Annotated in this window: 9 protein-coding genes; 8 read left to right on the top strand and 1 reads right to left on the bottom strand. The window is 52.4% G+C overall.

Annotated features, from left to right (window positions below; all coding sequences use genetic code 11):
- Nucleotides 1–38 precede the first annotated feature (38 nt).
- From FZ040_RS08340 to FZ040_RS08310, 7 genes are all read left to right on the top strand, one after another.
- On the top strand, nt 39–1,001 hold the full coding sequence (locus tag FZ040_RS08340) for a YybS family protein (protein ID WP_149171568.1): 963 nt from the start codon (nt 39–41) through the stop codon (nt 999–1,001).
- Between the two features lie 11 nt (nt 1,002–1,012).
- Nucleotides 1,013–3,022, top strand: a complete 2,010-nt coding sequence (locus tag FZ040_RS08335) for a DHH family phosphoesterase (RefSeq protein ID WP_149171567.1) — start codon at nt 1,013–1,015, stop codon at nt 3,020–3,022.
- The gene (gene rplI / locus FZ040_RS08330) at nt 2,994–3,437 is read left to right on the top strand and encodes a 50S ribosomal protein L9 (RefSeq protein WP_033171253.1); all 444 of its coding nucleotides are present in this window, start codon (nt 2,994–2,996) and stop codon (nt 3,435–3,437) included. Before FZ040_RS08335 ends, rplI begins: the two co-directional genes overlap by 29 nt.
- Before the next feature lie 5 nt (nt 3,438–3,442).
- On the top strand, nt 3,443–5,413 hold the full coding sequence (lonC, locus tag FZ040_RS08325) for a Lon family ATP-dependent protease (RefSeq protein ID WP_149171566.1): 1,971 nt from the start codon (nt 3,443–3,445) through the stop codon (nt 5,411–5,413).
- Nucleotides 5,414–5,443: 30 nt separating this feature from the next.
- Entirely contained in the window at nt 5,444–6,772 is a 1,329-nt protein-coding gene (gene dnaB, locus FZ040_RS08320; protein ID WP_149171565.1) for a replicative DNA helicase, read from the top strand.
- Between the two features lie 990 nt (nt 6,773–7,762).
- Nucleotides 7,763–9,607: a glucose PTS transporter subunit IIA gene (locus FZ040_RS08315; RefSeq protein ID WP_149171564.1), complete on the top strand. Its 1,845-nt coding sequence runs from the start codon at nt 7,763–7,765 to the stop codon at nt 9,605–9,607.
- 66 nt (nt 9,608–9,673) lie between these two features.
- Entirely contained in the window at nt 9,674–11,128 is a 1,455-nt protein-coding gene (locus FZ040_RS08310) for a glycoside hydrolase family 32 protein (protein ID WP_149171563.1), read from the top strand.
- 647 nt (nt 11,129–11,775) lie between these two features.
- Here the strand turns inward: FZ040_RS08310 and FZ040_RS08300 are convergent.
- Entirely contained in the window at nt 11,776–12,219 is a 444-nt protein-coding gene (locus FZ040_RS08300; protein ID WP_149171561.1) for an RrF2 family transcriptional regulator, read from the bottom strand.
- A 204-nt stretch (nt 12,220–12,423) separates the two neighbouring features.
- On the opposite strand from FZ040_RS08300, the gene cysK reads away from it, so the two are divergent.
- Nucleotides 12,424–13,356: a cysteine synthase A gene (cysK, locus tag FZ040_RS08295; RefSeq protein WP_149171560.1), complete on the top strand. Its 933-nt coding sequence runs from the start codon at nt 12,424–12,426 to the stop codon at nt 13,354–13,356.
- Nucleotides 13,357–13,426 lie beyond the last annotated feature (70 nt).

Genomic DNA, 13,426 nt, shown 5'->3' with positions numbered 1-13,426 from the left:
GGCGTTTTGTAAAAAATTCCCTGAGAAAGGATGACAATATGACGCAACATAGAATCACCCCGATGACAGAAAGCGGCCTTTTGGCAGCGCTGACTGTGGTCCTGGCTGTACTTGCTGTTTATTTGCCGGTGCTGGGGATGGCAGCGGCACTTATCTGGGCATTGCCAATCCTCGTTCTCGTAGTCCGGCATGGCATTCGCTGGGGTATTATGGCAGTATTGGTATCGGGCGTTATCATGGCGCTGCTGATTGAACCGCTGATGTCTTTGCGCATGGTGATTGCCTTTGCGCCGACAGGTCTTATTTTAGGTCTGGGCTTCCGCAAAAGATGGCCGGGAGCAAAGGTATTTGGCACTGCTTTTTTAGCCTCGCTGGCTGGAAAACTGGCTGCCCTTGCGCTGATATTTGCCGTGACGGCGGTCAATCCGCTGAACCTGGAAGTGGATACGGTAAGAGCGTCTTTTGATGCGGTTTTCCATATGTATGAAGATATGGGCATGAACGAGGCGGCACTGGCGAAGAGCCGTCAGGAAATCGATGAAGCCATGATGCTGCTGCCGCTTTTGATGCCGCTGATCGTCCTGATGATGGGACTTATCGACACCGCGGTCGGATTTTTACTGGGCACGCGGATCCTTCGCCGGCTCGGCGAAGCTGCTGAGGCACTTCCGCCTTTTGCCGAGTGGCGGCTGCCGTCCTTCTTCCTTTATCTCTTCGGTTTTGCGCTGGTTGGCATTTACTGGGGCGGAACGCGGGATATCCAGCCGCTTTACCAGCTATCCATCAATGCCAATATGGTGGCAATTTTTGCCGGACTCATCCAGGGCTTGTCACTTACCCATTGTGTTATGCGGCATTATAAGCTGGCAACCGCAGCCCGGATTATTATTATCGTTTTGATTATTACCAGCGGTTTTTTGACGCAGCTGGTAGCCTTGACCGGGCTTTTTGACATGATTTTTGACTATCGCCGCCGGTTTGCGGCGCGAGGTGAGAAATGAGGTGAGGCGTAATGCCGCGAAATCTTTCAGCTTGGATTGATTTGACCATTCATCTGCTGATTATGCTGGTGCTGATTGGCGTTCTATCCTATTATAACCGTTACATTGCCGCGATTGCGGGCGTGGTGTGGCTTTCCCTTGCTTCGTTTGCAAGAGAGCGCTGTGCAGACCGTTCCAAGCGGTTTGACCGCTATTGCCGCAACGTCGTGCAGAATATCAAGGAAATGGTCAATTATGCGGTGGAAGAACTGCCGCAGGCTGTTCTGATTGTGACCGAGGATGGGCGCATCCAGTGGACCAATTCCCGCGTTGCCCAGTATGTGGGCAGCCAGCCGGAAATGGATACCGATATCAAGGATATCTGGCCGGGGATCATCATTACCCCGATTTGGGGCCAGGAAGGCGAGTACGTCTTTGCCCATGAGGATAAATACTATCAGGTCCGTTATCGTCCCGTGAAGATGGCACCGCATCAGCCGCAGCTGATGTCGCTTTATGTGCAGGATGTCACGACGCATGAAACGCTGCGGTCTACGTATCAGCAGAGCCGCACGGTCCTGGTCTATATCCAGATTGATAACTACGATGAGGTCATGCAGGGGCAGACCGAAGCCGAGCGCACGGCGCTGCTGCTGGCGGTCAACCAGGCACTCGACAAGTGGATGAAGAATCTCGGCGGCTTTATGCGCCGCGTTTCGGATGATCTTTATCTGGTGGTTCTGAGCCGTGAGGGCTTGGACCTTGCCATCAGCGAACGCTTTGATGTTCTCGATAAGGTCCGCCAGCTGCAGAGCAGCAACCGCCTGCCGGTAACGCTTTCGATGGGCGTGGCAGTAGCCGACAATCAGACGATGGCCGAACTCGGGGCCCAGGCTCAGGCCGGCCTCGATCTGGCACTGGGCCGCGGCGGCGACCAGGTTGCCGTGGATATCGGTGGCAAGACGCAGTTCTTTGGCGGCCGGACCAAGGCCGTCGAGAAGCACACCCGCGTCAAAGCCCGCGTCGTTGCGCATGCCATCCGTGAAATCATGGAAGGGGCCGATGAAGTTTTCATCATGGGACATCATAATGAGGACTTCGACTGCTTTGGTGCGGCCATGGGTATGGCCAAAATGGCGCGTCAGCTGGAAAAGCCGGTTCATATCGTGCTGTCGGAGATGAATGAAGGCATTGACAAATTTGCCGATTTGCTGCAGGGCAAGGAGGAGTACGAGGGAATCTTCGTGCGTGCCGACGACCTCACGACGATGACGGCGCTCAATCCGGTGCTCATTGTGGTCGACACGCATATCCCGCATCTGGTGGCCGATTCGTCGCTGTTGGAACGCATTCCGCAGGTAGTCGTCATCGACCATCATCGCCGTAGCGAACACTTTATCAAAAATCCGCTGCTCGTCTATATCGAGCCGGCGGCCAGCTCCACCAGTGAGCTGGTGACCGAGCTTTTGATGTACTTCAGCGATGATTTGATGCTTTCCCGCCTTGATGCAACGGCACTTTATTCCGGCATTGTGGTGGATACGAAGAACTTTGCCGTCCAGACTGGCGTGCGCACCTTTGATGCGGCGGCTTACCTTCGCCGCAGTGGCGCTGACCCGGTCATGGTCCGTCATCTGTTCCGTTCGGATTACGATACGACGGTGGCACTGGCCCGCACCAAGGCGCGGTCGGAGCTCTATGAGGGCGGCCTCATTGTCTCCTGTATTCCGGAGGAGCTCAACAACATTCAGGTCATTGCTGCTCAGGCGGCCGACTCGCTGCTGCGCATTGAAAATGTGCGTATGAGTATCGTCGTGTTCCGCCTGCCGGGCAACACGGTGGGAATCAGTGCCCGTTCTACGGGTGACATGAATGTTCAGGTCATCATGGAAGCCTTTGGCGGCGGCGGTCATCAGAACGTGGCCGGTGCGCAGGTCAAAGATGGCGACATCGAGGAAATCAAGGCCAAGGTAATTGAAATCAGCAAGAAATATATAGAGGAGAATGATCAAGATGAAAGTAATACTTCAGCAGGACGTTAAAAAACTGGGTAAAAAAGGCGATATCGTCGAGGTATCGGAAGGCTATGGCCGCAATTTCCTGCTGCCGAAAAAAGCAGCAGTGCTGGCAACGGCTGAAAATATGAATGTAGCAAAGGCGCAGGCCGGCTCCAAAGCCCGCAAAGACGCAATGGCAACTGATGAGGCAAAACTCATGGCTGCTCAGCTGGAGAAGGTTTCCGTAACGATTCCGGTCAAAATCGGTGAAGGCGGCAAGCTCTTCGGTTCGGTAACGGGCAAAGATGTTGCCGCAGCCCTCAAGAAGTCGAATATTGATATCGACAAGCGCAAAATCGCCATTCAGGGTGAAGTGACGGGCGAAGGTGTTTATGAGGCCGTTATAAAGGTTCATCCGTCCATTACGAGCAAAATCAAGATTAATGTGGTCGCTGGCTGATTGCTATGAATTTTTTTAAGAACCTATTTCGCAAATTCAAGAAAAACGAGGAGCAGGCTATGCCTGCTCCTGTTCGTCAGGAACAACAGCCCATTGACCGGGAAATCGATGCGCTCTATGCCGTGCTGGTCGATGTGATGGGAACGGAAAAGCTCGTCATCAAAGCCGGCAAGATGAAGGCTTTGCAGCTTATGCGCTCCGATGACCGCTGTGACCGGGTGCTGGCCCTGCAGCGAATCCTCGAAGAGGACCCGCTGATTTCGCCAGCACCAAAAGAAGAAGAACTCTCGAAAGTCATGGAGCAATTGTCCGAGCGGACGGCCGATTTGGTGGCCCGCCGCAATGTCGAGGACCACATCGAGAAGAAAGTCTCGGAAAAACTCGAAAAAGAGCATCAGGAATACCTCAACGATATCCGCAAGCAGGTAATCAAAGAGGAAAAGCCTGGAGCTGAGTCGCCACAGGACAGGAAAAAGCGGGAAAAGCTCGAAAAGCTCGAATCCGTACATCTGACGCAGTCCATCATGGAACTTTTGCGGCCGCAGGATTTTTCGGAGATTGTCGGTCAGGAACGGGCTGTAAAATCGCTGATGGCCAAGTTAAGCTCGCCGTATCCGCAGCATTTGCTGCTCTATGGCCCGCCGGGCGTCGGCAAGACTACGGCTGCGCGTCTCGTACTCGAAGCCGCTAAGAAAAAAGCCGCTTCACCGTTCCGTGAGGAAGCGCCATTCGTTGAAACCGATGGCACGACGCTTCGCTGGGACCCGCGCGATATGACCAACCCGCTTTTGGGCTCGGTTCATGACCCAATCTATCAGGGCGCCCAGCGCAATCTGGCGGATGGTGGTATCCCGGAGCCGAAACCGGGTCTGGTTACCGATGCGCATGGCGGTATCCTGTTCATCGACGAAATCGGCGAAATGGATGAGATGCTGCAAAATAAACTGTTAAAGGTATTGGAAGACAAGCGGGCGTACTTCGAATCGGCCTATTATGACCCGACCGATGAGAAGGTTCCGCCGTATATCCATAAATTGTTTGAAGAAGGTGCGCCGGCTGACTTCGTGCTGATTGGTGCGACGACGCGCGACGCCGGCCATATCAATCCGGCCCTGCGTTCCCGCTGTGCCGAGATTTATTTCGAGCCGTTGACGCCGCGCCATATCGAGGAAATCGTGACGAACGCGGCCGCCAAGCTCCATGTGACCATGGACGACGGTGTGGCTAAACTCATCAGCGAGTATACGATTGAAGGCCGCAAGGCCATCAACATCCTCGCGGATGCCTACAGCCTGGCGTTGGAAAAATGCGGTGCCGCCGACGAGGTGCCCGTGGAGAAAATCGCCAGCGGCGAGGGGCCTGCGGTATCCATCAGCAAGGCGGACATCTACGAAGTGGCGCAGGTCAGCCGCCTTTATCAGTTCGTGACCAAGAAGGCTTCGGATAAGGCGTTGACCGGTCATATCTTCGGGCTTGGTGTATCGGGCTTTTTGGGCTCGGTAATCGAGATTGAGGCCGTGGCCTTTGAGGCGCATGAAAAGGGCAAGGGAACCGTGCGCTTTAATGAGACGGCCGGCTCGATGGCCAAGGATTCCGTGTTCAATGCGGCGTCGGTTATGCGCCGGCTTACGGGCAAGGACATCCATGACTACGACGTCCATATCAATGTGATTGGCGGCGGAAACATCGACGGTCCAAGCGCGGGCACGGCTATTCTGGCGGTGCTCACGAGTGCCGTCACGGGCCGCAAAATCAAGCAGAACGTGGCCGTGACGGGCGAGATTTCCCTGCAAGGCCGCGTGCGCCCGGTGGGCGGTGTCTTTGAAAAAGCCTATGGCGCCAAGCAGGCCGGCATCAAGACACTGATTATCCCAAAGGAAAACAGCAAGGATATTCCGCAAGAACATCTTGGGCTGGAAATCCATGCCGTAGAAACGGCAGACGAGGCGTTTGCAATCCTGTTCGAAGACGAATAAGCTGGCAGTACGCCTGGAAAGGATATAGAAATGGCATTACCAGAACGCGTCCCTCCTCAGAATATCGAAGCCGAGCAGGCTGTTCTGGGAGCGATGCTCATAAAGAAAGAAGCAATCATCGAGGTGCAGGAAATCCTGCAGCCGGATGACTTTTACCGCGAAGCCCATCGCCTCGTCTATGAAGCGATGCTGGAACTGTCGGGCAACGATGAGGCCGTTGACCTCGTCACGCTCACGGAACAGCTGCGCAAGAGCGAACAGCTGGAGAAAATCGGCGGCCTGCCGTTTATCACCCAGCTGGCCAATGCCGTACCAACGGCCGCCAATGTTGGCTATCATGCGAAAATCGTCAAGGAAAAGGCCGAGCTTCGCAATCTCATCAATGCGGCAACGAAAATTGCCAGTGCCGCTTATGAGGATACGGATTCGGTCGAAAATATCATGGACGAGGCCGAAAAGAGCATACTGGCAGTAGCCAACCGTCAGAATGGTGGTGCCTTTGAGTCCATGAAGAGCATTGTCATGCGCACTTTCGAGCGCATCAATGTGCTTTATGAATCAAAGGGCGGCCTCACGGGTATCAGTTCGGGCTTTAAGGACCTGGACAAATTGACCTCGGGCCTGCAGAAATCCGACCTCATTCTCGTAGCGGCCCGTCCGTCCATGGGTAAGACGGCGTTTACGCTCAACATTGCCGCTTATTGCGGCCTTCATGACTGCAAGGTCGCCTTCTTCTCGCTCGAAATGAGCAAAGAGCAGCTCATGCAGCGCATGATGTGCTCAGAGGGTGGCATCGATGCTACGCGCCTGCGTACGGGACAGCTCGATGAGGGCGAGTGGAACAAACTCGTTGAGACGGCCGATCGCCTGAGCCGTGCGCCGATTTTCATCGACGATACGGCCGGCATTACGGTTATGGACCTGCGTTCCAAGGCGCGCCGCCTGAAGGCCGAGCATGGACTTGACCTGATCATCATCGACTACCTTCAGTTGATGCAGGGCCGTGCCAGCAAGAACAGCGACAACCGCCAGCAGGAAATCTCGGAGATTTCGCGCTCGCTCAAAGCTTTGGCCCGCGAGCTCGACGTGCCGGTCATCGCGCTTTCCCAGCTTTCCCGTTCGGTCGAGAGCCGTCAGGTCAAGAAACCGATGCTCTCAGACTTGCGTGAGTCTGGTTCGCTCGAGCAGGACGCCGATATCGTTATGTTCCTCTATCGTGAAGATTACTACGATAAGGATACGGAGAACAAGAACATCACGGAAATCATCGTTGCGAAACACCGTAACGGTCCGGTCGACAGCATCCAGCTGTTCTTCCAGAAGGAATACACGAAATTCCGCGATTTACTGGTTCAGTAAATTTTATAAAGAAGCAATCCCCTTGGCTCATACCCGAGTCAAGGGGATTTTGTTAATTTACAGTTTGTAGGGTAGAGGAATGGGTTCGAGGCAGCTCTTCGCCGCCGCTAGGGACAGTGCCAACACTACGCCAAGATGTTTTCCTAAACGAAATTTTTATCCTAAATTAAGCATCGGAAAAATCCAAAACGCGCTTCGCTTGGACGGTAGAATTTTTCCGACGAAGGGGGAGGATAAAAATTTCGTTCTTAACGGAAAACATCAAAGCTTCGTTTATGGCACTGTCCCTAGCGGCGGCTGAGGTTAGAACAAACACGAACTTTTGCCTTCCCCTCTGGGGAAGGTGCCCCGTTAGGGGCGGATGAGGTAGCAGCTTTAGGTATTAATTTAATCGTAAGTTATACAGAATGACCTCATCCGAGCGCTTCGCGCCCACCCCCCGGGATGTCCACCGGGCATCCGCAACTTCGTTGCCCCCAGAGGGGAAGGCATAGTAGTGTTGATTCCACCCCAGGCGGCGGGGGCCCTAGTACCATAAGCGTAGCCTTGACGTTCCGCGTGAAGCAAGAAATTTTTGCCTGCGTTCTCGTTGGAAAAGCAGTTTCGTCCAAGCGAAGCGCGTTTAACTGTTTTCCAACTCTTAATTAAAAGGCAAAAATTTCTTGTAGCGGGTTGCCACCGGCGGAGCGTTGGTACTGTGTCCCTCGCCGCCGAAGAGTTGTATCGAACTCCCCCCTCTCTACCCCACAAACTGTAATTGGTCACAAAGTGCATTTCTATTGGTAGTTTTGCATGTTAATCATAGCGTTTGATGGATTTGAATGTTTATGATTATTTATGCTCGATTTACGGATTTTCGATTGTTTTGTGTGATTTCCTCTTGACAAAACCAGTTCCACAAAGTAGACTATAAATATGAAATCGGTCTCATAAGAGTGCATTCATAAGAACTTATTTATGATTCGGGGAAAAGATTAGGGAGGTATCACGATGAAAGACATCCGTCTGGACAGCCCGCTGAATGGTCAGCTGGTGGAACTGAAGGAAGTTAGTGACCCGGCATTTGCCGGAGGGGCCATGGGCCTTGGCGCCGGGGTTAAGAATCCGGATGGCAAAGTGTATTCGCCGGTTGATGGCGAGATTACGGTGTTGTTCGATACGAAGCATGCCATCGGTATCCATTCCGTTGACGGCGCTGACATCCTGATTCATGTCGGTCTTGATACGGTTAAATTGGGCGGCGAGCATTTTGAGGCTAAGGTTGCTCAGGGTGATACGGTCAAAAAAGGCCAGCTGCTGCTGGAATTTGATGCAGAGGCAATCAAACAGGCTGGTTACGATACGACGACGCCGGTTCTCGTGACGAATGCGGCTGAGTTCGGCAGTGTTACGATTGCCCTGGGGGACAAGGAAATTACCTCCTCGGCAAATAGTGGTGAGGAGGCTGCCGCAGTGACGGACGATAGCGAATACGCAAACCTCCCGAAAGAAGCCCGCGTCGCAAAGCTAATCGAGAAATACGTTGGCGGCATGGATAACGTCCGCAATGCCGAGCATTGTGCAACGCGCCTGCGCCTCATCATCAACGATAAATCGAAAATTGACGAGAAGGCAATTGAAAATATTGACGGGGTCAAAGGCCAGTTCTTTGCCGCTGCCCAGTATCAGATTATCCTTGGCACGGGCTTTGTTGACAAAGTCTTTGACGAATTCGTAAAGGGCACGAACTTCAGCGGTGTCAGCAATAAGGAAGAAGCTTATGCGCAGATGACGCCGATTCAGAAGATTTCCCGTACGCTCGGCGATGTCTTCGTACCGATTATCCCGGTCCTCGTCGCAACCGGTCTTTTCATGGGCCTGCGCGGCGCTGCCCAGAGCCTCGGCGTGCAGTTCAGCCCGAATGTGCTGCTGCTGTCTCAGATTTTAACGGATACGGCCTTCATCTTCCTGCCGGCGCTCGTCTGCTGGTCGACGATGAAACGCTTCGGCGGTACGCCGGTCATCGGCCTTGTCCTCGGCCTGATGCTCGTCGGACCGCAGCTGCCAAATGCCTGGGCCGTTGCCGGTGGTGACGTCAAGCCGATTCCGATGGATCTCTTTGGCATGACGATTGGCATTGTCGGCTATCAGGGCTCGGTTTTGCCGGCGCTCGTTCTCGGTATTTTCGCGGCTAAACTCCAGAAGGCCCTCAAGTCCTTCGTGCCGGATATTATCGATCTCATCGTTACGCCGTTTATCACGCTGTTCATTTCCATGATTCTTGGTATCATCGTAATTGGACCAATCATGCATTCGCTGGAAACGACCATCTTTGGTGCTGTCTCGGCCTTCCTGCAGATGCCAATGGGCATTGGCGGTTTCATCGTTGGCGGCCTGCAGCAGGTTATCGTCGTATTCGGTGTTCATCATGTATTCAACGCGCTCGAAGTCCAGCTGCTCGCTACGACTGGTGTTGACCCGTTCAATGCCATCATCACGGGTGCTATCGTTGCTCAGGGCGGTGCCGCTGTTGCCGTTGCCCTCAAGACGAAGGACAAGAAAAAACGCGCGCTCTACATTTCCTCGGCGGTACCGGCCTTCCTCGGTATCACGGAGCCGGCTATTTTTGGTATCAACCTGCGCTTCATGAAGCCGTTCCTCTATGCGCTGGTTGGCGGTGCATTCGCTGGCGGTGTCGCAAGCTTCCTGCACCTTGCTGGTACGGGCATGGGCATCACGGTTCTGCCGGGTACGCTCCTGTACCTTGACCATCTGCTCGAATACATCATCGTAAATGCCATTGGCTTTGGCATTGCCTTCGGCCTGACTTTTACGCTGTTTACCCCGGAAGAATAAAGAAGTAATTGCAAAGGCCTTCCCCGCATGGGGAAGGCTTTCCGTGTCGGAAAGGGAAGATTCGTTATGGAAAATTTCGATAAACAGACTATCGATGCCAGACTGGCACAGGGATTCCCTCTGGAGCACCGCTGGCATAACCGCTTCCATCTGGAGATGCCGTTTGGCCTTATCAATGATCCTAATGGCTTAACCTATCATCAGGGCGCCTATCATATTTTCTATCAGTGGAATCCGCTGGGGTGTGAACACAAGAATAAATGCTGGGCCCATGTAAAGACCCGCGATTTCATTCATTACACGCTGCCAGAGCTTTCGCTGTGGCCTGATGATGTCCATGACAAGGACGGCTGTTATTCAGGCTGCGGTGTTTCGGAAGATGGAAAGCTGCGGGTGCTCTATACCTGCAACCGCAAAGAAGATGGCGTCCGGATTCCGGCGCAGCGCTTCGGTACGCTTGCATCCGATGGTAGCGTACGCAAGGAAGAAATCATCATTCCCGACCATCCGGAAAACATCACGGGACATTTCCGCGACCCGTTCCTGTTCACGCGTCATGGCCGCCGTTACCTTATCATTGGTGCGCAGCGGGAAGCCGATGAGAAAGGCACGGCCCTTATCTACGAAGAGGTCGATGGCTCCTGGCACAATCTCGGGGAGATTCACACGCGTTTGGGCGATTTTGGCTATATGTGGGAATGCCCGAATCTCTTGCAGTTCGGCAGCTATGATGTGCTGATTTTCTGTCCGCAGGGACTTTCCGCGCGGGCCTATGACCGTCAGAACATCTATCAGGCGGGCTATATCGCCGGTCATTTGTCGCTGGACAGCCTGGATATGGTACAGCATACGAAATTCCAGGAACTTGACCGTGGCTTTGATTTTTATGCCCCGCAGGTGTTTGAGCACGAAGGCCGTCATCTGATGATTGGCTGGATGGGAATGCCGGATAAAGATGGGGAATATCCATCCAAGGAGAAGGGCTGGATGTACAGCCTGACTATGCCAAGGGAATTGCGCCTGCGCCAGGGACACATTTACTCACGCCCGGCACGGGAGATGCGGGATCTTCGGGTAAAGGAATCGGCTGTCGAGCTGAATAATTCGCTGGTATCGTCCTTCCGCCAGCCGCTCTTTGCTGGTTCGGAAATCCTGCTGGAAATGGAACTCGGCGAGGCCAAAATCGCCACCTGTGTCCTGCACTATGGTCTGGAAAAGCTGGTATTCAGTTATGACCGGGAACAGCAGACTATGACGATTGACCGCGAGGGCATGAAGAAAGGCGGCCGTGGCAAGCGGATTTTCAAGCTGTTTGCCGACCAAAAGCTGTCGCTGCAGCTGTTTGTCGATAAAGCGGCTGTGGAAGCCTTCTTCCAGCATGGCGAGGAGGCTGCCAGCCTGCTCGTATTCCCCGAAAAAAATATCCAGCCGGAGCTGGAGGTCCGTGGTGACAGTCCGATAAAAAACGTGGTGGGCACGGTTTGGGAACTGGATTCGTATAAATTTCAGTTGAATTCGTGACAATATATGAATAAGCCCCTGAAACCAATCGTTTCAGGGGCTTATTCATGTCAGAAAACCGGCCGATGCCGGAATTCAAAGGGGATTAGTTGTTTACTGCACGTTCCTCTGATGAGGTCGCTAATGGAATCCGACGAATGCGTTCAAAGGGGATTGAATGAAACGAATATCGGATATCAAGATACGAGTCAGAACAGGTAAAAACGATTTTCTTAAGGGGGAACCTCGTTGTTTTCTTAATCTGTTTTATATAGAACTGCGCATCCTCCGCAGAAAACGGGCCTTTAGCGATGATAACGCGAACGTTATCAATGAACATGGGGAAACACCTCCAACAATACATCCGTGTAACTGTCAGGTCCGGGTAAGACCTTGCAGGGGGAGCCTGCATGACAGCAGCTCTGGTTGTTAGCGATGGGATGGATAGGGGCTATCCTTCAACAACATAATTAGCATTATACTATGGATTTTTTTGTTTGTGAAGCGGCGTATGGTGCTTATTACCCGAAAAGTCCTGCATTTTATGGAATTATTCCCATTCTATAATGTCCACAAACGAAAAAACGCCGTTTTCTGACAGATTACGGCGTTTTTCGTGTATACAAAAGACATTTTGCTCAAGCACAGTCGTAAATTATAAGGTTATTTTAGATGAAATACATCAGACTGTCGGCATCTTTTTGCGCATCAAGTGCCGTCAGGATATCGTCCAAGCGGACATTGGAAAGCGTATCTTTGATATTGTCATCCAGCGGGGTAAAGACTTTCGAGGTAAGAGCACGGTTGAGTTCCGGCATCTTATCTGAGGCCGAGGCTGCTTTTTCCATCAAGGACAGCTCAATCGACGACAGAATGTCGTAGGCACTGATGGCGCGTGGTTCACGAGCCAGCTGATAGCCGCCCTGAGAGCCCTTGATGGAGTTGACCAGGTTGGCGCGCTTAAGCAGTGAAAAAACCTGCTCTAAATAAATTTTGGATATGCCGAGTTTTTCCGAAATACTGATGATGGTGATGGGGGAGCCTGATGCGTAGTTGCGGGCTAAATAAGTCATGGCTGCGAGCCCATAGCGTCCTTTGGCAGAAATTTTCATAGTATATACCTCGTTTCCGAAAATGCTCAATGTTATACATATATAGATGATATGTTATGCTTGTATAGTATATAATAGTGAAAATGGCGGAAAAAGTCAAGGCGTAAGCGTTGACAAAACAGAGAAAGTATGTTAATATGTAAACATATTAATCATATATGTTTTACCGTGTACATTGAATTTACGAAGTGGAGGCGTTTTCTGATGGGAAATATTTACAATAGTGTAACAGAGTTGATTGGCGGCACGCCGCTGCTTAAAGCCAATAACTTTACCAAAGCCAATGATTTGAAAGCGAATATTTTGGTAAAGCTTGAGTATTTCAATCCGGCAGGTTCGGTCAAAGACCGCATTGCCAAGGCGATGATTGAGCAGGCGGAAAAAGATGGCAAGCTTACGAAGGATTCGGTTATCATCGAGCCGACTTCGGGCAATACGGGAATTGGCCTGGCAAGTGTAGCTGCTGCTCGTGGCTATAAAGCAATCCTGACGATGCCGGAGACGATGAGCGTGGAACGCCGCAATCTTTTGAAGGCTTATGGTGCGCAGATTGTGCTGACGGATGGTTCTAAGGGCATGAAGGGCGCTATCGATAAGGCTGAGGAACTGGCCAAGAATACGCCGCATTCGTTTATCCCCGCTCAGTTCTCGAATCAGGCAAATCCGGCGGCGCATGAGGCAACTACCGGCCCGGAAATCTGGAATGATGCCGATGGTCAGGTCGATGCGTTTGTGGCTGGTGTTGGCACGGGCGGTACGCTGACTGGTGTTGCCCATTATCTGAAGAAACAGAAGCAGGATGTTCATGTTGTGGCCGTTGAGCCGGCTTCGAGTCCGGTTTTGTCGAAAGGACAGGCTGGCCCGCATAAGATTCAGGGCATTGGTGCTGGTTTCGTACCGGATACGCTGGATACGAAAGCCTATGATGAAGTCATTGCGATTGCCAATGAGGATTCGTTCCAGTATGGCCGTCAGTTCTCACATAGTGAAGGCATTCTGGTAGGCATTTCCTCCGGTGCGGCACTGGCTGCTGCTGTACAGCTGGCAAAACGCCCGGAATATGAGGGCAAGAATATTGTCGTGCTGCTGCCAGACACGGGTGATCGCTATCTTTCCACGGAGTTGTTTGCAGAATAAATATAGAAGAGTAACGTCCGCTGCCTTAAGCCTTAAGGCAGCGGATTTTTATTGTCAAATTACAGTTTGC

It is taken from the genome of Pseudoselenomonas ruminis, from assembly GCF_008271295.1.
Lineage (GTDB): Bacteria > Bacillota > Negativicutes > Selenomonadales > Selenomonadaceae > Selenomonas_A > Selenomonas_A ruminis.
Note: the sequence above shows the minus strand (reverse complement) of the source record. Positions and strands in the feature narration are given on the sequence as shown.